Source organism: Streptomyces sp. PA03-6a (genome assembly GCF_033792765.1).
Lineage (GTDB): Bacteria > Actinomycetota > Actinomycetes > Streptomycetales > Streptomycetaceae > Actinacidiphila.
Genome location: NZ_JARAVK010000075.1, coordinates 17,045 through 37,865, shown reverse-complemented (window position 1 = coordinate 37,865; position 20,821 = coordinate 17,045). Strand labels below are relative to the sequence as shown.

Annotated in this window: 14 protein-coding genes and 6 pseudogenes; 15 read left to right on the top strand and 5 right to left on the bottom strand. The window is 69.7% G+C overall.

What is annotated here, in order from left to right; genetic code table 11:
- Positions 1 to 154: 154 nt before the first annotated feature.
- Positions 155 to 304 (top strand): hypothetical protein, encoded by a 150-nt coding sequence (locus PV350_RS19715; protein WP_500335122.1) that lies wholly within the window; start codon positions 155 to 157, stop codon positions 302 to 304.
- A 35-nt stretch (positions 305 to 339) separates the two neighbouring features.
- Positions 340 to 528, top strand: a pseudogene (locus PV350_RS19710) (hypothetical protein); the annotation flags it as partial.
- Between the two features lie 476 nt (positions 529 to 1,004).
- Here the strand turns inward: PV350_RS19710 and PV350_RS19705 are convergent.
- The gene (locus tag PV350_RS19705) at positions 1,005 to 2,051 is read right to left on the bottom strand and encodes a LacI family DNA-binding transcriptional regulator (RefSeq protein WP_499517055.1); all 1,047 of its coding nucleotides are present in this window, start codon (positions 2,049 to 2,051) and stop codon (positions 1,005 to 1,007) included.
- 386 nt (positions 2,052 to 2,437) lie between these two features.
- On the opposite strand from PV350_RS19705, the gene PV350_RS19700 reads away from it, so the two are divergent.
- The 8 genes and pseudogenes from PV350_RS19700 to PV350_RS19665 all read left to right on the top strand — a co-directional run.
- Positions 2,438 to 3,724 (top strand): ABC transporter substrate-binding protein, encoded by a 1,287-nt coding sequence (locus PV350_RS19700; RefSeq protein ID WP_499516485.1) that lies wholly within the window; start codon positions 2,438 to 2,440, stop codon positions 3,722 to 3,724.
- A 12-nt stretch (positions 3,725 to 3,736) separates the two neighbouring features.
- Positions 3,737 to 4,699: a carbohydrate ABC transporter permease gene (locus PV350_RS19695; protein WP_499516486.1), complete on the top strand. Its 963-nt coding sequence runs from the start codon at positions 3,737 to 3,739 to the stop codon at positions 4,697 to 4,699.
- Positions 4,696 to 5,613 carry a carbohydrate ABC transporter permease gene (locus tag PV350_RS19690; protein WP_499516487.1) on the top strand — a complete coding sequence of 306 codons (918 nt, stop codon included), beginning with the start codon at positions 4,696 to 4,698 and terminating at the stop codon, positions 5,611 to 5,613. Before PV350_RS19695 ends, PV350_RS19690 begins: the two co-directional genes overlap by 4 nt.
- Before the next feature lie 93 nt (positions 5,614 to 5,706).
- On the top strand, positions 5,707 to 6,960 hold the full coding sequence (locus PV350_RS19685) for a glycoside hydrolase 5 family protein (RefSeq protein WP_499516488.1): 1,254 nt from the start codon (positions 5,707 to 5,709) through the stop codon (positions 6,958 to 6,960).
- Between the two features lie 60 nt (positions 6,961 to 7,020).
- On the top strand, positions 7,021 to 10,047 hold the full coding sequence (locus tag PV350_RS19680) for an alpha-mannosidase (RefSeq protein WP_499516489.1): 3,027 nt from the start codon (positions 7,021 to 7,023) through the stop codon (positions 10,045 to 10,047).
- A gap of 375 nt (positions 10,048 to 10,422) precedes the next feature.
- Positions 10,423 to 10,575, top strand: a pseudogene (locus tag PV350_RS19675) (DUF397 domain-containing protein); the annotation flags it as partial.
- A gap of 90 nt (positions 10,576 to 10,665) precedes the next feature.
- Entirely contained in the window at positions 10,666 to 11,160 is a 495-nt protein-coding gene (locus PV350_RS19670; RefSeq protein ID WP_499516490.1) for a GNAT family N-acetyltransferase, read from the top strand.
- A 139-nt stretch (positions 11,161 to 11,299) separates the two neighbouring features.
- Positions 11,300 to 11,434, top strand: a pseudogene (locus tag PV350_RS19665) (IS701 family transposase); the annotation flags it as partial.
- A 699-nt stretch (positions 11,435 to 12,133) separates the two neighbouring features.
- On the opposite strand, the gene PV350_RS19660 reads toward PV350_RS19665, so the two are convergent.
- Together PV350_RS19660 and PV350_RS19655 are read right to left on the bottom strand one after the other, a co-directional pair.
- Entirely contained in the window at positions 12,134 to 12,424 is a 291-nt protein-coding gene (locus PV350_RS19660) for a hypothetical protein (protein ID WP_500335118.1), read from the bottom strand.
- Positions 12,425 to 12,547: 123 nt separating this feature from the next.
- Positions 12,548 to 12,748 (bottom strand): hypothetical protein, encoded by a 201-nt coding sequence (locus PV350_RS19655; RefSeq protein ID WP_499516492.1) that lies wholly within the window; start codon positions 12,746 to 12,748, stop codon positions 12,548 to 12,550.
- A gap of 229 nt (positions 12,749 to 12,977) precedes the next feature.
- Between PV350_RS19655 and PV350_RS19650 the strand changes: the two are divergent.
- Together PV350_RS19650 and PV350_RS19645 are read left to right on the top strand one after the other, a co-directional pair.
- A pseudogene (locus PV350_RS19650) lies at positions 12,978 to 13,462 on the top strand (transposase); the annotation flags it as partial.
- Between the two features lie 89 nt (positions 13,463 to 13,551).
- A pseudogene (locus PV350_RS19645) lies at positions 13,552 to 13,834 on the top strand (DM13 domain-containing protein); the annotation flags it as partial.
- Between the two features lie 88 nt (positions 13,835 to 13,922).
- Here PV350_RS19645 and PV350_RS19640 read toward each other — a convergent pair.
- Positions 13,923 to 15,413: an MFS transporter gene (locus tag PV350_RS19640; RefSeq protein ID WP_500335116.1), complete on the bottom strand. Its 1,491-nt coding sequence runs from the start codon at positions 15,411 to 15,413 to the stop codon at positions 13,923 to 13,925.
- 168 nt (positions 15,414 to 15,581) lie between these two features.
- Here PV350_RS19640 and PV350_RS19635 point away from each other — a divergent pair, with 168 nt between their 5' ends.
- The 3 genes and pseudogenes from PV350_RS19635 to PV350_RS19625 form a co-directional block, all read left to right on the top strand.
- The gene (locus PV350_RS19635) at positions 15,582 to 16,484 is read left to right on the top strand and encodes a LysR family transcriptional regulator (protein WP_499516509.1); all 903 of its coding nucleotides are present in this window, start codon (positions 15,582 to 15,584) and stop codon (positions 16,482 to 16,484) included.
- A gap of 267 nt (positions 16,485 to 16,751) precedes the next feature.
- On the top strand, positions 16,752 to 17,648 hold the full coding sequence (locus tag PV350_RS19630) for an alpha/beta fold hydrolase (protein ID WP_499516510.1): 897 nt from the start codon (positions 16,752 to 16,754) through the stop codon (positions 17,646 to 17,648).
- Positions 17,649 to 17,888: 240 nt separating this feature from the next.
- Positions 17,889 to 18,065, top strand: a pseudogene (locus PV350_RS19625) (DnaB-like helicase N-terminal domain-containing protein); the annotation flags it as partial.
- Between the two features lie 201 nt (positions 18,066 to 18,266).
- Here the strand turns inward: PV350_RS19625 and PV350_RS19620 are convergent.
- Positions 18,267 to 20,408, bottom strand: a complete 2,142-nt coding sequence (locus PV350_RS19620) for a SpoIIE family protein phosphatase (RefSeq protein WP_500335113.1) — start codon at positions 20,406 to 20,408, stop codon at positions 18,267 to 18,269.
- Positions 20,409 to 20,821: the final 413 nt, after the last annotated feature.

The following is a 20,821-nucleotide window of genomic DNA, read 5'->3' as shown; positions in this document are numbered from 1 at the left end:
TGGTCTTTCGCATGCTCGTGTGGTGCAGCTGGAGAGGCGGTGTTGGCGGTGGCGGTCATGTTGGTCCCGGTGCACTGTGTGTGGGCCGCAGCGCTGCGAGGCCATCTGACCGGCTCGGGGCGGGCGGGCACGGGGCGGGGGGGGTGCGGACGGAATGCCGACGTCCGCACCCCCCGCGGAGCGTGCCGAGCAGGCCCGTGCCGTGCTGAACGCCTGGAACGGCTACGCCCCCACCCCCGTCGAGCGGGACGACCTGGACGCCGAACTCGACCGCCGCCTCACCCAGGCCACGACCACCCGGTGAACCAGACCGAACACGTCGTCCTGGACGACGCCGCCATGGTCGCCGCCGGCCATGGCAACATCCTCGCTTACCGCCTCATCCACCGCGCCCACGCCGAGGCTGGCCGGCACCCGTACGCACCCACCTGCGCCCTGGTCGAAGCCGACCGCACGCCCCGCCACCGGTTGCCCGGGCAGGGTCGCCGAGTGCGACCTGTTGCCCGACGTGAACGCTGGCCTGCGGCTGCACCTGGCCGTACTCGGTTCGGAGCCGTTGTGATCTCCTGGCGGGCGAGAAGCAGGTCGGTGTGCTTGCTGCTGGTGGGGACCTTGCGCCCGCTCTCATAGCTCTGGGCGGCCTGGCGGGCCGGCGCCTGGTTAAAGCGTGCGCACAGGCTGAGGTATGGGCGAGCCAGATGGAGACGTCCGCTTCGCGGGCCACGGCGGCGTAGGCGATGCGCCAGTTGCCGCGGGCATGCCCTGAACGGCCCTGCGGACGCGACCGCGCTTGACGAGCGCTGTCTCGTTGACGTGCGGCAGGAGGACCTCCGCGGGCGCCCCCTGGAAGGGCTTCGCGGACATCTCAGCCAGCATCCGGGGTGTCCTTGCGGATCACGGTCAGCGGCAGCAGCTCGTGGTCCCGGCTCGCGTGGACCTTGCGCAGGACCGTGCGCGCCACTTCGATCTCCTCGCGTTGGTCGGGGGCCGGTCGCGCAAGGGAGTCACGTTGCGGATGACCCCTCGCTCAGGGCGCGGGACGGCGCGGAGGCGGTGCTGCCGCGTTCGATGAGCCGGGGCAACGGCAGACTCACCTCGCGGGCCACGCCGCCGTCGAGGAGGGCGGTCAGTTCCTCGGCCGCGGTCCGGCCGAAGGCCACCGCGTCGCGGGACAGCGCGGTCAGCCATGGCTGGACCAGGCGGCACACAGCTGAGTCCTCCCAGGAGACGATGGAGACGTCGCCGGGCACGTCGCGGCCCAGGCCGACGGCCGCCCCCCAACCCGCTGCCGCCATCACGTCGTTGTCATAGATGATCGCCGTGGGCGGATCGGGCTCCTGTAGCACCCGGCGTGTGACGGCGGCGCCCTCGGCGTCGGAGTAGTCCGTCACCACGGACCGTGCCGAAGCCAGCCCTTGGCGTGCCGCCTCCTTCGTGAGCGACTCGATGCGGCGAGCGGTGTGAGCCAGGGTCGGAAGACCCGCGACATGGGCGATGCGCCGGTGGCCAAGGGCGTGCAGGCGGCCGACCACGGCGGCCATGGCCTGCGCGTCCTCGACCCGCACCTGTGACAGACGGTGGTGCGCACCGGGGTCGGACTCCGGAAGGGCGCCGATCACCACGCCGGGGAGGCCGAGTTCATCGAGCAGGGCGGGGCGCGGATCGTCAGTGCGCGGGTCGACGACCAGTACCCCGTCGACGCGGTGCTCGGCCCACCAGCGACGGTAGGCACCGCACTCGGCTTCGGTGTCCTCCACCACCTGGAGCAGCAGGCCCAGATGACGCGGGGCCAGCACCTCCTGGATACCCGAGACCAGTTGCAGGAAGAACGAGTCGACGCCCAGGGTCTCGGCGGGCCGGGCCAGTACGAGGCCCACCGTCGCCGCCCCCTCGCCGGACAGGGCCCGTGCGGCGGCGCTGGGTCGCCAGCCGAGCTGCTCGGCGACGCGGCGTACGCGGTCGCGCGTGGCCTCGGAGACGCCGGGACGGCCGTTGAGCGCAAACGAAGCAGCGCTCTCGGACACCCCCGCCCGCTGGGCGATGTTCTTGATCGTGGGACGGCGGCGCCCGGCCGGACGGCCGTGCCCCGGCGCATCGGCCACGTCTCTGCCCTGCTGCTCGTCTGCCACCGCGAGTGGTCCCCTTCCCTGCACGTGAGCACACATCGTACGGCTCCGCGCGTGCTTTTCCGACCCAGAACCGGCGGACGGAACTAAAGCGCTTCAGTGGACCGGCCCTAAAGCGCATTAGTTGCGAGTGCAAGACGCCTCTCACACCCGCTCCGACCTGCTCATATGCATCGACCAGGAAGAAACCTCCAGGGAATTCGTTGACTTTCCCCGCGACGGCTGGAATGGTCTCCTCCACGTGCGCACCCGGCCGGCCCAGCCCCGGGGCGTCATCCACGCGCAAGGTCCGAGCAAAGGAGCCGTCCACCGTGCGTTCTTCCTACAAGGCGGTAGCCACCGCCGTCGTCGCCGCCGCGACGTTCTCCCTCGCCGCCTGCGGGAGCGGCGGGGGAGATGCGTCCACCGACTCGTCAGGCAAGGTGACGGGCACGATCACCTTCCAGACCTGGAACTTGAAGGCCAACTTCGCGGGCTACTTCAACGGCGTCATCGCCGACTTCGAGAAGAAGTACCCGGGCACCCACGTCAAGTGGGTCGACCAGCCGGCCGACGGCTATGCGGAGAAGCTCAGTGCCGACGCATCGGGCGGGACTCTCCCCGACGTCGTCAACGTCACCCCCGACCTGCTGGCGCCGCTCGCCAAGGCCGGTCTGGCCCTGGACCTCGACAAGGACGCCGCCCAGTACAAGTCCGAGTACCTGGCCGGCGCCTGGTCCGCCGACGCCGTCCCGGGCCTGGAGGGCACCTACGCCTTCCCGTGGTATCTGAACACCGGCCCGCTGTTCTACAACAAGGCGCTGTTCAAGGAGGCCGGGCTGGATCCGGAGAAGCCGCCGAAGACCTACGACGACCTGTTCGCCGACGCCCTCGCCATTTCCGAGAACAGCAAGGGCAAGGTGGCCACCTTGTCCAACGTGCCCACCATCGAGGACTTCGGCCGCTACGGGGCCCAACTGGTCAACAAGGACGGCACCGCGTTCACCTTCAACGACGCCAAGGGCGTCGAACTGCTCACGCACTACAAGAAGCTGTACGACGCGCACGCACTGGACCCGCAGGCCCTGACCGCCACCCCCGAGTCGGCCGGCCACAAGTTCCTCACCGGCGCGGTCGCCATGAACCCCGGTAGCGCGCTGGACCTCAAGAACTTCAAGACACAGGCGCCGACGCTCTACAAGAACATCGGGATCACCGACCAGATAACCAACACCGGCAAGGTCAACGTCTACGTGCAGAGCATGATGGTGAACTCCAAGGCCAAGCAGAAGGCGGCCTCCATCGCCTTCGCCCACTTCGTCACCGACAACACACGGCAGATGGCCTTCGCCAAGCAGGTCGCGATCTTCCCGAGCACGGCCGGTGCTCTGAAGGACCCGTACTTCACGAAGGAGGACGGCACGGACGAGACCCGGGTGCGGATCGCGGCGGCCAGCTCCCTCGCCAACGCCGTGAACTACACCCCGGTGCAGTTCAGCGACCAGATGAAGACCGCCCTCGGCAACGAGGTGGCCAAGGCGCTGCAGGGCAAGGAGAGCCCCAAGGAAGCGCTTGACAACGCTGTCAAGCAAGCCGACCAGCTCCTCGCCCAGAGCTGACCGGGATACGCCATGACGTCCTCGACCGCCCCTGGAACGATCGCCGGCGGTCCGCGGACCGCGGCCGTCCGGAGCTCCGGCTCCGGACGGCCGCGCTCCCGCGGGATCCGCCGCCACCGCTGGTGGAGCCCGTGGCTGTTCGCCGCGCCGGGCCTGATCGTGGTGTGCGCGTTCAGCCTCTGGCCGTTCTGCAGCACCCTGTACAACTCGCTGACCGACCGCCGGACGCTCGTCGGCGGCAGCTTCGTCGGGTTCGAGAACTACCAGGCCCTGCTCCACGACGACGCGTTCTGGATCGGGCTGCGCAACAGCTCCCTGTACGTGGCGGGCGTGGTCCCGGCGTTGGTGATCCTGCCACTGCTGCTGGCCCTGCTCGTACAGCGGCGCATACCCGGCATCACCTTCTTCCGCGCCGCCTTCTACACGCCCGTCGTCGCCTCGGTGGTCGTGGTCGGCCTGATCTGGGTGTGGCTGCTCGACGACCGCGGCCTGCTCAACTCCATCGTCACGGCGGTAGGCGGGAGCCCGGTCAACTTCCTGGGCGAGCAGTGGACCCTGCTGCTGAGTGCCATGGCCCTGACGATCTGGAAGGGTCTGGGCTACTACATGATCATCTACTTGGCGGCGCTCGCCGACGTCCCGCGCGAGCTGCACGAGGCGGCCGCGGTCGACGGCGCGGGAGCCCTGCGCCGCTTCCTCACCGTCACCGTTCCGGCCGTCCGCTCCACGATGGTGCTGGTCGCGGCACTCTCCGCGGTCTCCGCCTTCAAGGTCTTCACCGAGGTGTACGTCCTCGCCGGGCCCAACGGCGGCCCCGCAGGCGAGGACACCACGCTGGTGATGCTCGTCCAGCGCACCGGCACCGGACTGACCGGGCGGGTCGGGTACTCCTCGGCCATCTCCGTCGTCATCTTCGTGGTGGTGGTCGCGCTGATGCTGCTGACCCTGCGCGCCGACCGGAAGGAGGACGCGTGACCAGCGCCACCGACACCCCCACGGTTCCCGCCACCACACCGGCCGCCGGTCGCCGGCCGCGACGCGGAGTGCTGGACGCCGACGGCCGCCGCGTGCGGGTCCCCGAACTCGTTCTGCGCTACCTGCTGCTGCTCGCCGTCCTGGCCATCAGCGTGGGACCGTTCCTATGGCAGCTGTCGACCTCGCTGAAGGGCCCCCACGAGGACATCTTCAGTACGCCCCCTTCGTTCCTGCCGCAGCAGCCCACCCTGCACAACTTCGGGCGCGTCTCCGAGACCATCCCGGTGTGGGACTACGCGCTCAACTCGCTCACCGTGGCGGTGTCCAGCGTCGTCACCAACTGCGTCGGCGCGGCGCTCGCGGGTTACGCCCTGGCCCGGCTGCAGCACCGCGGACGGCGCGCGCTCCTCCTGGCGTTCGTGCTGGCGATGCTGGTGCCCGTGGAGGGCCTGATCATCGCCCAGTTCACCTTCGTACGCGACCTCGGCCTGAACAACACCTTGATCGGCGTACTGCTCCCCGGCTCTGTCGGCGCGCTGAATGTGCTGCTGATGCGCAACGCGTTCCGGAACCTGCCCAACGAGGTGGAGGAAGCCGCATACATGGACGGCGCCAACGTCTGGCAGCGCTTCTGGAGCATCGCCCTCCCGTCCGCGCGGGGCACCCTGGCCGTGGTGGCGATCTTCGCCTTCATGGGCGCCTGGGACGACTTCCTGTGGCCCCTGGTGGTGCTGAGCGACCCCTCGAAGTACACCCTGACGGTCGGCCTGAACTACCTGCACGGCACCTTCGCCAACGACGAACGCCTGGTGGCCGCCGGGACCATCATCGCGGTGGCCCCCCTGATCGTGCTCTTCGGCGCCCTGCAGCGGTACTTCTTCCGCGGCGTCGGGGAGGGAGCCGTCAAGGGCTGACCGTATGGCCCCGCACAGCCCACCGGCCGCGACCATCCGCCTGCTCCGCCCCCGGCGGAACAGGTCCCCACGAGAGTCAGGACACCCGTACCGATGCCCGCCCAAGGACCGCGCTTCGGCGCCAACTACACGCCCAGCCAGGGCTGGTTCCACCACTGGCTCGACTTCGACCTCGATGCGGTGCGCAGGGACCTCGACGCGATCGCGGACCTCGGCCTGGACCACGTCCGGGTCTTCCCGCTGTGGCCGGTCTTCCAGCCCAACCGGTCCCTGATCCGGCCCCGGGCCGTCGAGCAGCTCGTCGCGCTCGCCGAGGCCGCCGGCGAACGCGGGCTCGACGTCAACGTGGACGGACTGCAGGGGCATCTGTCCAGCTTCGACTTCCTGCCCGCGTGGACCCAGACCTGGCACCGTCGCAACATCTTCACCGACCCCGACGTCGTCGCCGGCCAGGCCGCCTACCTGGGCACGCTGGCCGCCGCCCTCGACAACCTGCCCAACTTCATCGGCATGACCATCGGCAACGAGATCAACCAGTTCTCCGGGCCGCCCCATCCCGACCCCGACCCGATCACGCCGGCCCAGGCCGCCGCCTGGCTGCGGACCGTGCTCGCCGCATGCGAGGACGCCGCCCCCGGCAGGCAGCACCTGCACGCCGCCTACGACGCCGCCTGGTACCTGGACGGGCACCCCTTCACCCCCGCGCACGCGGCGAACCTGGGGGCGATGACCGCCGTGCACTCGTGGGTCTTCAACGGCACGGCCCAGCGGCACGGCCGCACCGGAACGGCCACCGAACACCACGCCGCCTACCTCATCGAGCTGTCCAAGGCATGGGCCGGCGACCCGCACCGCCCGGTCTGGCTCCAGGAGGTCGGCGCGCCCGCACCCCTGATACCCGCCGAGCACGCCGCGGACTTCACCGAGGCCACCGTCGCGAACGCCCTGGACTGCGAGGACGTGTGGGGCATCACCTGGTGGTGCTCGCATGATGTCTCCCGCGACCTCGCCGACTTCCCCGAACTCGAGTACTCCCTCGGCCTGCTGACCAACGAGGGCAAGGTCAAGCCGGCCGGCGAGGCCATCCGGAGGATCGTGGGGGAGCGCCGTGCCGAACCGCGCCGGCCGGCGCCCCGGACCACCGCGCTCGCCGTCGACGTCGGCGACGACGATGCGGCCCCCGACCGCTCCGTGTGCGCGCCCGGAGGCGCGTTCTACGAGGCGTTCGTCCGGCTTACCGCCGACGGTGTCCGTCCCGCCGCGGTGCTCGCCTCCCGCGCCGACGACGCCGCCCACCTCGCCGCACGCGGCATCACCGAGGTCGTCCGGCCCGATCAGGTGCGCTGAGCCGCTGCGCTTCCCACCTCACGTCCATCCCTTCCGCCCCACCCGCACAGGAGCCATCCCATGCACGACGACCGCAAGCTGGTCGAAGCCCGCCTCAAGCGCGTCCTCGACGAACGCATCCGGCCCGCCCTCTACCCGGAGTCGACACCGCTCGAGGTGTCCGTGTGGACCGCCCCGGGAGAGCCGGTACCCGTCGCCGAGGGCCTGACCGCCCCCGTGGAGCCGGTCGCCGTCGGCGATCGCTGGGGCGCTCCCTGGGGCACCAGCTGGTTCCGTGTGTCCGGAACCGTGCCCGAGGCGTGGGCCGGGCGGACCGTCGAGGCGGTCCTGGACCTCGGCTTCGACGAGAACATGCCGGGTTTCCAGTGCGAGGGCCTGGTCTACCGGCCCGACGGCAGCCCGGTGAAGGGCCTCAACCCCCGCAACCAGTGGGTGCGGATCGCCTCCCCGGCCACCGGCGGTGAGGAGGTGCTGCTCCACATCGAGGCTGCCTCCAACCCGGTCCTGCTCGACTACCACCCCTTCCTGCCGACGCAGCTCGGCGACAAGGACACCGCCGGGGACGACCCCCAGTACACCCTGACCCGCATGGACCTGGCCGTTCTCGACGAGACGGTCTGGGAGCTGGTGCAGGACCTGGAGGTGCTCGGCGAGCTCATGGTCGAGCTCCCGGAGGACTCCGACCGCCGCCACGACATCCTGCGCGCGGTCAGCCGCGCCCTGGACGCGATCGACCTGCAGGACGTGAACAGCACCGCGGCCGCCGCTCGCGAGCGGCTGGCCGGCGTCCTCGCCGTACCCGCGCGGCCCACCGCGCACCGCATCAGCGCGGTCGGGCACGCGCACATCGACTCCGCCTGGCTGTGGCCGCTGCGCGAGACCGTGCGGAAGGTCGCCCGTACCACGTCCAACATGACGGCCCTGCTGGAGGACGAGGGCGACTTCGTCTACACCATGTCCCAGGCCCAGCAGTACGCGTGGATCAAGGAGCACCGCCCCGAGGTGTACGCGAAGGTCAAGAAGGCCGTCGCGGAGGGGCGTTTCATCCCGGCGGGCGGCATGTGGGTGGAGTCCGACACCAACATGCCCGGCTCCGAGGCGATGGCCCGCCAGTTCGTTCACGGCAAGCGCTTCTTCCTCGAGGAATTCGGCATCGAGAACGAGGAGGCGTGGCTGCCCGACACCTTCGGCTTCGCCGCCGGCCTGCCTCAGATCATCAAGGCCGCCGGGTCGAAGTGGCTGCTCACCCAGAAGATCTCCTGGAGCACCATCAACAAGTTCCCGCACCACACCTTCACCTGGGAAGGCATCGACGGCACGCGGATCTTCACGCACTTCCCGCCCGTCGACACCTACAACTGCTCGATGAAGGGCAGCGAGATCGCGCACGCCGCGCGGAACTTCAAGGAGAAGGGCAGGGCCCGGCACTCCCTCGCGCCGACGGGCTGGGGAGACGGGGGCGGCGGTACCACCCGCGAGATGATCGCCAAGGCCGCCCGGATGCGCGACCTCGACGGTTCGGCGACGGTCCACTGGGAGACCCCCCGCGAGTTCTTCACCAAGGCCGAGGCCGAGTACCCCGACCCGCCGGTGTGGGTGGGCGAGCTCTACCTCGAACTGCACCGTGCCACGCTGACCAGCCAGGCCCAGACCAAGCAGGGCAACCGGCGCAGCGAACACCTGCTGCGCGAGGCCGAACTGTGGGCGGCCTCCGCCACCGTGCGGACCGGCTTCAGCTACCCGTACGAGCAGTTGGACCGGCTCTGGAAGACGGTGCTGCTGCACCAGTTCCACGACATCCTTCCCGGCTCGTCGATCGCCTGGGTGCACCGCGAGGCCCGCGCCACGTACGCCGCCGTCGCCGAGGAACTGCTCGGCATCATCGACGCCGCGCAGCGTGCCCTGGCGGGCCCGGCCACGGGCGGCGAACTGGTCTTCAACGCCGCGCCGCACACCCGTGCCGGCGTGTCCGCCGGCGGCGCCGCCCCCGTGGCCGCGGCTGTGGCCACGGCACCGCTGCCCCGGGACGGCGGCGGATTCGTCCTCGACAACGGCCTGCTGCGGGTGGAGATCGACGGGCGCGGCCTGGTCGTCTCCGCGTTCGACCTCAGCGCACGCCGAGAGGCCGTGGCCCCCGGAACGGCGGCCAACCTGCTGCAGCTGCACCCCGACTTCCCCAACCAGTGGGATGCCTGGGACGTCGACGAGTTCTACCGGAACACCGTCACCGACCTGACCGACCTGGAGGAGCTGGTCCCGGCCGGCGACGGCACCGCGTCGGTACGAGTGGTGCGCCGCTTCGGCTCCTCCTCGGTCACCCAGTTGCTGTCCTTGGCTCCGGGCGCCAAGCGCCTCGACATCGACACGGAGGTGGACTGGCACGAGACCGAGAAGTTCCTCAAGGCCGCCTTCCCTCTGGACGTGCACGCCGAGCGATACGCCTCCGAGACCCAGTTCGGACACGTCTTCCGGTCCACACACACCAACACCAGCTGGGACGCGGCCAAATTCGAGGCGTGCAACCACCGCTTCGTCCACGTCGAGGAGCCGGGCTGGGGGGTCGCCCTGGTCAACGACTCCACCTACGGGCACGACGTGACGCGCACCGTGCGTAGCGAGGACGGCGGGACCACCACCACCGTGCGGGTCTCGCTGCTGCGCGCTCCGCGCTTCCCCGACCCGGAGACCGACCAGGGGGTGCACCGCTTCCGGCACGCCCTGGCGCCCGGGGCCTCGATCGGCGACGCGGTCGCCGAGGGCTACGGCATCAACCTGCCCGAGCGCCGCGTGCCGGGCACCGCCGCGGTCGAGCCTCTGGTCACCGTGGACAACGACGCGGTGGTCGTGAGCGCGGTCAAGCTCGCGGACGACGAGAGCGGCGATGTGATCGTCCGGGTGTACGAGTCCCGGGGCGGGAGGGCGACCGCACGGCTGCGGCCCAACTTCACGGCGGCCGACGTCACCGCGACCGACCTGCTGGAGCGGCCGTCGGCCGGGGCGGCCGGTCCGGAGCTGGTCGACGGCGCCGTAGAACTCCTGCTGCGACCCTTCCAATTGGTGACTCTCAGGCTGACCCGTAGCAACTGATGACGGCACGAACGCGATGCCCGGAAGCCGTGTTCGGCTTCCGGGCAACGCCGACAGGGACTGTCAGTCTCGTGTCAACGCATTGTCGATAGGTCGTAGCTGATTGTGTTCAGGCGGGGGGCTCGACGCTCGCAGCAACGTCGGCCCAGTGACGGGCGGTGCTCCCCTTCACATGCCGGACACAAGGTGCTGGCGACCGATGCCGTCCTCGCGAAGCTGTTGGACCGTAACCCGTACTGCGTCGTTGGCCTCTGGAAGATATCCGAGGCATACATCTTCGGCGGCCCCCATACGCCGCAAGTTCCTTGGCTTGTATCGCGTCCCACGCTTCGTGCACCACGTAGTAGAGCCAGGTAGCTCGAGAGCAGCAAGAGCGGCTATCTGCCGGAGTGCGTCGAAGTCGCAGAGCTCGGTGACGGAGACGTCGCCATCCGTGATTCCGAGAACAGGGACCTGCCGCCCCTGCGATTCACGGCAGAGGAGTGGAGGGCTTTCCGGGAAGGCGTACGCGAGGGCGAGTTCGACTAGTTCTCCAGTCGTAGATCGTTATGTGCCCTGGTCTTGGAGCTGTCTGCAAAACCAGGTGGCCTCAGCGGACCATCTGGGTAAGGTCGGGCAATGCCCAAGCTGAAGCCGCTGCATGCTGGCCACGCCCCGGCGGTCCTGGCCTTCGAGCTGGCGAACCGCGCCTACTTCGCTGCCTCGATCTCCGACCGCGGCGACGACTTCTTCGACCAGTTCACCGACCGGTACAACGCCTCGCTGGCCGAGCAGGAGGCCGGCATCTGCGCCTTCTACGTGCTCGTCGCCGAGGACGGCTCGGTACTCGGCAGGTTCAACCTGTACGACGTGGAGGACGGCACTGCCAGACTCGGCTACCGGGTCGCGGAGCGGGTCGCCGGCCGCGGCGTGGCGACCGCAACCGTCCGGGAGCTGTGCCGGATGGCGGAGGCGATGCACGGCCTGCTCACACTGCGAGCGGCCACCTCCCATGACAACGCCGCGTCCCAGAAAGTCTTGGCCAAGGCCGGGTTCGTCTCGGTTGGCCCTGCCACCCCGGCCGATCTCGGCGGCAAGTCAGGCACTTGGTACCAGCGCGACCTCCAGCCATAGACCGTGATCTCGCTCGTGGGTCGGCTGCGGGAAGGCTGCGGGCCACCGCTGATCTCGGTGGATGAAGACTAACGATCTTGCGATGGCTGCAGGTCACAGCGTGGACCCTGCTCGCTGGCAGGAAGCGTTCGAGGGCCTGATGAGCCGGATAGCCGGCCGGTTCGCCCGGGTTGAACCCCGGCGTCGGGTACGGGATCTGATGCTGGGGCTGCTGTCGGACCTGCCACGCAAAAACTGTTGGAGCATCGCCGAATGGGCTGGAGAAGACACCCCGTTGTTCGACACCGAGGAGCATGCGCGCGAGGCGACTCCGCCGGGCGACTGACTGGACAGCGCCTGGTGTCACGATCACGAGGGTTGAGGTCCGCCGGGTGGCGGTCACGGCACCGTGACTCGTCCGGCACCGCGGGCGGCAGGTCTGAACGGGTGCGGCCCCAGCCGGGTGACCGGCGGGGGCTGCTTGAGCACGGCCTGAAGAGGGGCCGTTGGGGTGGCTCGGCGGCGTGGGGTGCCGGGCCGGCGGGGGTCAGATTCCCGTGGATTTCGCTTGGGTCGAGGGTAGCAGCACGCGTTCGCCAGAACACCGAACGTGATTAATCGGTCGGCTGTCAGTGCCCGGGGTTAGGGGGCGCGGCATGGCCACTCCTACCGCTCCGAGGATCGCGAACGGCAGTTGCCGGAAGTGCTTCGAGCCCTGCGTCCGTTACGGCGTCGGGGCAATCCGCTATGTGATGAGTGGCTCCAGGAACAAATGCGGCGTTGGGGTGAGGGCGTGAAATTGGCGGGGCGCGGGCGGGTGGCGTCGGCCGAGGGCCCCGGGCAGTAGGGCGGCCCCGCCGAGGTTTGGGAAGGACGCGCCGGCGGGGCCGCGTGGGGCGCCCGCCCGGCACTCACCACGTAACCGGGCGGGCTGCTTGGGGGTCTACGGGCTACGCTCCGCGCGGGCGGGGATCATGAGGTTCCAGCCGTGCGGTTACCCGAGTATCACTATGACGCCGTTGCCATAGCCGGGTCCGTATCCATAGCCGTAGCCAGGTCCGTACCCGAATCCGGGTCCGTAGCCATAGCCGCCGTATCCGTATCCGCCGTAGCCACAGCCGTAACCCCAGCAGCCGCCGTGGTCGACGACGGACTGGTGGGTGGCGTTGGCGGTGGCGGTCTGCTGTGGCGCGGCAGCGGCCGTGCCGACCCCGACGAGCGCGAGGATAGGTGCCGCGAGGGCGGCGGCTGCGACCCGGCGGGCGGTGATGCTGTTGATGTGCATGGTCGTTCCTAAGGGTGGCGGTCCTGCCGCGGCAGGCGGGTCAGCGTTTGACGGGACCGCGTCTGAGGCCCGCCTTGACCGCTTGCCTTGGCCCCGCACGGCCAGGCGGGCGCATCGGCTGTCTTACGGGCTGCGCTCCGCGCGGGCGGGCATCAGCAGGTTCCAGCCGACTCCGGAGCAGTTTTCCGGTACCGGCGGGAAGGTGTGGCCCTGCACGTTTGTGCTCGTGATGGTGAAGCGGTGGCCCTGACCGCAGGTGCATTCGTAGATGCCGCTGGCGGGGACTTTCTCGCCGGGGCGGTGCATGCGGGTCGTCTCGTCCATGTGACCTCCTCGCCGGCCGGGGCCTGAGTCGAGCAGGCCCCGGCTTGCAAGGCGTGACCGCCGAGAGGGGGGAGCCTCTCGGGGAACCGCCCGAACGGGGGGCGAAACGGGCGGCTCCGGCTGGTCGCCTTACCTCGCAGACCTCTACGAAACCCTCGGGGCGGGAAACTCCTCGTGCTCCGGGACTGTAAAAAGAGCGGTGTAACTCCCGATCAAGGAAGAACTCCTGATGAGCGGCGTGACTGCCTTTGTCGAGGCGGTTGAAGAGGTCCGCCCGGTCGAGCTGTCGGCGGATCTGCTGATCGACCAGTTGATCGGGCAGCTGGTCGATCGGGCCCGCGCGAGCGGCCTCCAGTTGGCTGGTGAGGGCGGCTCTTGCAGCAGCTGACCAAGCGCGTGCTGGAGTCCGCCTTGGAGGGCGAGATAACCGACCATCTCGGCTACGAGATGCACGATTCGGCCGGCGCCGGCTGCGGGAACTCCCGCAACGGGGTGCGCGCCAAGACGGTGCTGACCGGCGTCGGCCCGGTCGAGATCGCGGTGCCGCGGGACGGTGACGGCAGCTTCGAGCCGCAGATCGTCAAGAAGCGCCAGCGGCGTCTGACCGGGGTCGACGAGATGGTGCTGTCGCTGTCCGCGCGGGGACTGACGCACGGCGACATCTTCGCGCACCTGGCCGAGGTCTACGGGGCCAGCGTGTCCAAGCAGACCATGTGGCCGTCTCAGTTTGAGACCCTCACTCCGGCGCCGGGCAAACATCCGGATAAGGTGGGTTGCCGTACACCACTTCCAGGGCCCGGCAGCGTGTCCAGTTGTTGCCGGATGGTTCCCGGGCGCCGCGCCTGGAAGATCTGGACACCGGCAACGGCCCTGACCTCAAAGTCTGGATCACGGACGCGACAGTGAAGCCGGGCAAGGATGGACGGGACGTTTTCGACGACGGAGCCTTTCTCAGCCTCGGCAAGCTCAAGGGCAACAAAGGCAGCCACAACTGCCCGCTGCCGCCGAGATCTCGAGAAGTACACGAGCGTGCGTATCTGGTGCGATCGGTTCAACGTATCCTTCGGCGCTGCCGAACTGCGGAAACCCGCGTCTCGCCCTGAATCGAGGCGCGCCCCCGGCCTGGCGTCGGCTGGCCGGGGGCGACGCTGCCAGGCGGCCCCCGTCGGTCCCGTCACCTCTCGTCGAGCTGCGCCGCGGTCCGCGCATTGGCCGTTCCGTCGGGGCCGGGCTGCCGGCGCTGGGGTTCGAGGCGGCGGGGTGTCGAGCCAAGCTGAAGCGCGACGATGATCGTGGCGAGGACCGCGAGAGCGGTCGCGATGAGGAACGACAGGCGGTAGCCGTCCACCGGGGAGCCGCTGTGGCCGGTGGCGGCCGCGGCGACGGTGGCGAGGACCGCAAGGCCGACAGCGGCGCCGGTCTGCTGGCTGGTGGTGAACAGCGCCCCGGCCAGCCCCTGCTCGCCGGCCCGGACACCGTTGGTGATCGCGATCGAGGCGGTCGGCAGGGCGAGCCCGACCCCTACCGCGGTCAGCACCATGCCGGGCAGTACGGCCGCCGGGTAGCCGGCCCCGGCGGTGATCTGGGCGAGCCACAGCTGCCCGGCTCCCATGCAGGCCAGCCCGGCGAGCAGCAGGGCCCTGACGCTGAACCGGGCCGTCAGCCAGCGTGTGCCGAAGGTGGAGACCAGCACGACGGTGCCGGTCGACGGGACCAGTGCCAGTCCGGTCGCCACCGGGCTGAATTCCAGCACCCTCTGCAGGTAGAGCGACGCGAAGTATACGTAGCCGGCCAGGATGGCGCCGATCAGCAGCATGGCAGCGATCGCGGCCCGCCGGGCCGGCTCCGCCAAGATCGGCAGGGGCAGCATCGGGGTCGCCGATCGCTTTTCGACGACCACGAAGCCCGTGGTCAGCAGCACCGCGAAGGCGAGAGCGACGAGGGTGGCGGGCGTGGTGAAGCCGTGCTGCTGCCCGCTGCTCAGGCCGAAGATCAGCGCCGCGATGCCCGTGGTCACTAGCAGTGCCCCGCGCACGTCGAGGCTGCCGCCACCGGACCGCTTCCCGGCCGGCAGGTGCGGGACCAGCGCGAGGATGACGGCGATGACCGGCAGGTTGATCAGAAAGACAGCCCGCCAGCCGAAGTACTGGGTGAGTAGCCCGCCCGCCACGATCCCGGCGGTCGCGCCCGCCGCGGTGGTGGCCTGCCAGATCGCCAGCGCCCGGTGGCGCGCTGCCCCTTCCGCACTGGTCGTCGTCAGCAGCGACAGCGCGGCCGGGGAGACCATCGCCCCGGCCGCGCCCTGCACGATCCGGGCGGCGATCAGCATGATCGGCCACTGCGCCAGACCGCAGGCCAGCGAAGCGATCCCGAACAGGGCCAGGCCGACGGTCAGCACCTGCCGTCGGCCGAGCAGGTCCGCCAGGCGGCCGCCCGCCAGCAGCAACGACCCGAAGGACAGCGCGTAACCGGTGACGATCCACTGCAACTGCGCTGCAGGCATGCCCAGCTCCCACTGAACCGACGGCAGCGCCACGTTTACGATGCTGAAGTCCAGTTGCAGCACGAACTGGGCGGCGCAGATCAGTGTGATGACGAACGCGGCCCGCTGCGATCCGCTTCCGGCGGGCTGAGGCGCGGCGTGCTTCGCCGAGTGGTCCGGCATGGGTGAATCCCCTGTCCTTGATGGTGTTCCTTACCGGTTCGACGGTGTCAACCACGCAGGTCGGAACCTCGATGGCGATCCGGCGGCAGCGTGCCGAGATAGGCTGCATCTGTCCGACAGATGGAACTGTCCAGATGCACTGCAATGCAGGCCTGGAGGTGGCGGCCGATGGAACTCCGACAGCTACGGCACTTTCTGGCGTTGGTCGATGAGCGCAGCGTCACCCGCGCCGCAAAGCGGGAGCTCATCGTTCAGTCGGGCCTGTCGAACTCGCTCCAGGCCCTCGAACGCGAACTCGGCACGCCCCTCTATGTCCGCGGGACCCGGCCGGTCCGGCTCACCGCGGCCGGTGAAGCCCTGGTCGGCCCGGCACGCCGGACCGTGATCAGCGCCGCGCAGGCGGAAGAGGCCGTGCATCACACCCGTGACGTGCTCATCGGCACCCTGCGTCTGGGCGTCGGGCTTTCCGCCCAGCATCTGGTGCCGTTCGCCTCCTACCTCGGCGAGTTCACCCGCGATCACCCCGGTATCGACCTGCGCCTCCAGTACGGGCCCGCGCTGACGATGATCTCGATGGTCGGGACCGGTGAGCTGGACTGTGTGATCGGACCCGCGGTCGGCCGGGTCCCCGGCATCCGGATGACCGGCCTCGCGCGGGAGCCGCTGCGCCTCGTCTGCCGTGCCGATCACCGCCTGGCGGAGCGGTCCGACGTCACCATCGCGGAACTGGCCGACGAGCGGTTCGTCGAGGTGCCCCCGCGGTGGACGGCCCGCCTTCTCAGTGACGCCGCGTTCGCCACCGAGGGGATCCAGCGCCGGGTCGTCTGTGAGGTCGGCGACTGGGAACTGTTCCTCGAACTGGTCGGCGCGGGCGTCGGCATCGGCTTCGCTCCGACCGGCCTGCAGTACCCGGTGCTGACCGACCCGGACAGCGTCCTGCGGTTCGTCGAGGTCGAGGGCTTGCGTCTGGAGCGGCACATCCACCTGATGCTGCCCCCGGCGGGCGAGACCAGCCCGGCAGCGGCGCGGTTCGCCGATCAGCTGCTGCGCGTCTGCTCGACGGGCGGCTGACTCGCCGCCCATCGGCGACCGGGGCCCTGCCGACCCGGAGCGGCGCGGCTGCGGAGGCGCCCGCGCTGCCACCATCTGATCGTCAGATGGACTCCATCTGGGGCAAGCACGACGCATGGACACCAGCGGCGATGGAGGCGCGGTTGCATGGGGGTGAAGCTTTCACGCCGACCGCGGCTGGACGGCGGCCAAGAAGCGCCGCTCCGGAAGATCCGCCACACGGTCTGCGCCGGCACAGTCCATGAGAAGAAGAAGGAGGTCACTGAGGTGAACCTCACTGACCACGCCGGAGTCCGGCTCATACACGGCAAGCCCAAGGTCAATGGTGTGGAGATCCACTACGCGATCGGCGGCACCGGCGAGCCGGTGTTCCTGGTGCACGGCGTGCCGAAGACCATGGCCTACTGGCGTCACGTTGTACCGCTGCTGACCCCGCACTACACCGTCATCGTGCTCGACAACCGGGGTGCCGGCAGCTCCCAGCGCCCCCTGTGCGGCTACGACACCTCCACGATGGCCACCGACGTCGCCGCACTCGCCACCCACCTCGGCTTCGACCGGTTCCGCGTCGCCGGCGAAGACTGGGGCGCGGCCATCGCCTATGCCGTCGCCGCCTTTCACCGGCCCCGGGTGCGGCAACTGGTCTTCCAGGAAACGCTCCTGCCGGGACTTCCGGTCGGCCCGGGAATGCCGGGCGGCGGCCCCGACCCCTCGCTCGCCCCTGACGACGGCCGCACCGGCTGGCACTTCAGCTTCTTCAGCCTGCCGCACATCCCCGAACTGCTGCTGGCCGGACGGGAACGGCCCTTCTGGACGTACTACGCCCGCCGCCAGATGTGGGACCCCAGCGCGCTGGCCGAGGAAGACGTCAACGAGATCGTGCACTCGGCCGAGCAGCCGGGCGGCACCAGGGCCATCCTGGAGATGTACCGCGCCCGGCAGACCGACGCCGAACAGAACCGCCCGCATTACGCCGACCCGCTCAGCTGCCCGGTCCTGGCCGTCGGAGCCGAGGAATACCTCGGGGAAGCGGTAGCACAACAGATGGCGCAAGTGGCCGACGACGTCCACGGCGTCGTCATCCCCGCGGCCGGTCACAACGTCGCGCTGGAGAACCCGACCGCTCTGGCCCAGGCCTACCTCGACTTCTTCGCAGCCGGCTGAGGTCCGGCACCGTCCCGTGCGGCGGCCGCAGACCACACGCGCACCGAATGGGAGCCCTTCGACCCGGTTCGCCACCGCCAGTACATCCGCGACCGGCTCCCCGATCCCTAACCCGCGCACAGGCAGGAACCGTCGCCTCCGCCTGAAGGCGGGGCTACCGGCATCCCGCTGCGGTCGACGCTGCCGCTCCGGCAGCGTCGTAGCTGTTGAGTCCGTGCTCTGCCCATCCGTGAGGCGCCCATGTCCAAGACCTTGGTCGGTACTTACGACCCTGATCAGCCGCCGGCCGAGCCTGTTCCTCGTGATAAGCACGCCGAGCGCATGGTCCTGGTGGCCTTGCTCCAGCATTCGCGACTGGTCCCGTACGTCATGGCGGTCCTGCCGCCCGCGCATTTCAGCAGTCCGGCATGCCGGGAGGTCTTCCTTGCCCCCGCCACGAGGAGCCGTGCGGCCCGCTGCTACTCCGTCACTCCAGCACCGGTCCCGTGGCACGGTGATGCCCGCGCACCGCCTTACGGGCCGCATCACGCGAATCTCCGCAGGTCAGCCAGACAATCGGGAACGCTAGGCTGGCCGTGGTCCGGAGCAAACGTGTCAGCACTGACATCGCCGACGTCGTCACGTGATGCGGGCTACGAGGAGGGCAATGTCGTCGGTTCCGGGAACGGCCGGCATGGCGTGCTCGAGCAGGTTGTCGGCGAGGTCGTCCACGTCTTGAGTGCCGCTGGCTTCGGTGAGGTGCCGTGCGAGGCGATCGGTGGCGTGGTCGATGTCGGTGTCTGGAGCTTCAACGAGACCGTCGGTGTACAGGATGAGGACCGTGCCCGGCGGCACGGGGATGTTGAGGGTGGGGTAGCTGGCGCTTGAAGTGACCCCGAGCAGGATGCCGGGCGTCAAGGTCAGAGCCTCGGCGCGGCCGTCGGGGTGTCGGATCAGGGGTGGGGGATGACCGGCGGTAGCCAGTCGAGCCTTGTGCCGTGCCAGATCCAGGTGGACATACAGGCAGCTGGTGAACAGGCCAGGGTTGAGGTCGGCGATGAGGCGGTTGGTCCGGACGAGGACGGCGCCCGGTGGGGTGTGGGCGGTGGCGTGGGCGTGGACGGCCGTGCGGACCTGGCCCATGAGTGCGGCGGCCTGGACGTTGTGGCCCTGGACGTCGCCGATGGTGACGACTGCGCACTGGGGCCCGCAACGGATGAGGTCGTAGAAGTCCCCGCCGATGTCCGTGCCGTGGCCGGCAGGCAGGTAGCGGGCGGTGACCTGCAATCCGGCGATGGCGGGCAGGGCTTGTGGGAGTAGGCCGGCCTGCAAGGTCCGGGCCAGGTTGAGGTTGGCATCGTAAAGGCGAGCGCGGTCCAGGACCTGGGCGATCAGACCGGCGAGCGAGGTCAGGATGGCGCGTTCGGCCGTGGGGAAGGCGCGTGAGCGGTCGTAGGACAGGGCGAGCAGACCAATGGGGCGGCCGGAAACGATCAGGGGCAGGAAGGCCCAGGCATCGCGGTCCTGGTAGCGGGGAGCATCGGGGCAGGCGCGCTGGAAGTCGGCGTAGCTGGAGAAGAAGACTGGCGAGCCGCTGGTCAGTACCTGCACGGGTGGTGTCGGCTCGGTCAGGGGCTTGCCATCGAAGCGGGCCAGGAACTCAGGGCTGTAGCCGCGGTGACCTCCGATCCGAAGACGTCCGCCTTCGGCCAGCATCAGGGCCAGCCCTTGGGCCCCGAAGCCGGGCACCAGTTGATCGGCCAGTAGGTCGACGACGTCCTTGACGTGTACTGCCTCGCTGAGGGTCGCCGCCACGTGCATCAGGTGATAGAGGGTGGTCGCGCCGGCCGACTCGGCTGCGCCTCGCGGTGTCTGCGCCGGTAGTGCGGTGGCGTTTCCGCATGGTCCCTGCGGCGTGGGCGTGATGTGGACGCTAACTCCTGAGTCGTCGGGATAGAGGTGGAAGGACAGCCGGTGGTCGGGCGGTCGCACAGCGGTGAAGGTGGTGGGCTGGCGACTGATGACCGCAGCTCGGTACCGTTCCTCGAAATCGGGATGGTTTAGCCATAGCAGGACCTTCCAGGGCTTGGAACCCACCAGCGGGGCGGCGCCGACGTCCAGCAGTTCGGCGGCGGCGGCGTTGAGGTAGGTCACCCGACCATCGAGGTCCAGTGAGCAGCAGCCCACAGGGAGCCGCTCGGTGAACTGGTGTGCGGCCAGGGCGTCTGCGTGTTCCGGTGTGGTGTGCCGGAGTGGGGCCAGTGTCCGTGGTGTCGGCTCGGCGAGCAGCGGCTGGCCTTCGTCAGCTGCCCGCTGTAGGAGCAGGCCCGCATGGCGGCAGAAGTCGTCGATCGTGTCCCGCTCTCGCGAGCTCAGTGCGGGTGGGTGCCAGACCGGCCACAGCAGTACCAGTCCGCCCCAGACCGTGTCCCCGTGGGTGAACGGGACAGCTGCCAGCATGAAGTCGTAGGGCAGCACGAACCCCAGTCGTGGGTAGCGACGGGCCATCTCCTCCTGGCTCCCCACCCACACCAGGCCCCGCTGTCGCACGGCATCTGCCAGGGGCATGGGGTCGTCGAGCGCTATCCGCGCCCATGGCGCCGCCATCTTCCGGGGGCCGCCGGACAGCATCGCAAGCTCCAGCGCCTTGCCGCCGGGTGGCAAGAGATACAGCGCGCCGATAGACGCCCTGCAGTCCTGCAGCACGTTCTCCAACAGCCGCGCAAGCTGTTCCAGGCCCGGCCCGGCGCTTGACGGCGATGCTTCCTGCACTGTCGTCACCAACCTGGCGCTGTGCACCGGCATCCGGAAATCGCGGGTTAGCCCAGCCAGCCGGAGCTGCCACCGCCCGTCATTCCTGCGCCTGCCCGGGCTTGCCTGGCCATATACCTGCCGCGGGGCGCCGCCTCCACGGATGCTTCGCATGAAGCGCGGTGGTCCTGGAACGGCCCGGGCGGTGGGCTCGGATAGCACACACAGTCGGCGACGTCCGGCCCGGCCTCGGTGGTGTCACCGGCAGCGGGCACAGCGAGCGTGGTGGATGTGGCGAGCAGGCAACGCTGGACCCACCAATCGCGTGACGGAGCGGCCATCGCCCCCGCCCGAGGGCTGAATCCTGTGCCGCGGAGCCACAGCCGCACCTCCAGAATGCACCCGCGTCCCGCGCGAGACACGCTGGATATATGCCCGGTCAA

Bases quoted from the DNA above. Each gene is read 5' to 3' on its own strand.
- PV350_RS19680 (WP_499516489.1), top strand. From the start codon at position 7,021: ATGCACGACGACCGCAAGCTGGTCGAAGCCCGCCTCAAGCGCGTCCTC.
- PV350_RS19695 (WP_499516486.1), top strand. From the start codon at position 3,737: ATGACGTCCTCGACCGCCCCTGGAACGATCGCCGGCGGTCCGCGGACC.
- PV350_RS19655 (WP_499516492.1), bottom strand. From the start codon at position 12,748: ATGGACGAGACGACCCGCATGCACCGCCCCGGCGAGAAAGTCCCCGCC.
- PV350_RS19670 (WP_499516490.1), top strand. From the start codon at position 10,666: ATGCCCAAGCTGAAGCCGCTGCATGCTGGCCACGCCCCGGCGGTCCTG.
- PV350_RS19635 (WP_499516509.1), top strand. From the start codon at position 15,582: ATGGAACTCCGACAGCTACGGCACTTTCTGGCGTTGGTCGATGAGCGC.
- PV350_RS19640 (WP_500335116.1), bottom strand. From the start codon at position 15,413: ATGCCGGACCACTCGGCGAAGCACGCCGCGCCTCAGCCCGCCGGAAGC.
- PV350_RS19660 (WP_500335118.1), bottom strand. From the start codon at position 12,424: ATGCACATCAACAGCATCACCGCCCGCCGGGTCGCAGCCGCCGCCCTC.
- PV350_RS19685 (WP_499516488.1), top strand. From the start codon at position 5,707: ATGCCCGCCCAAGGACCGCGCTTCGGCGCCAACTACACGCCCAGCCAG.
- PV350_RS19715 (WP_500335122.1), top strand. From the start codon at position 155: ATGCCGACGTCCGCACCCCCCGCGGAGCGTGCCGAGCAGGCCCGTGCC.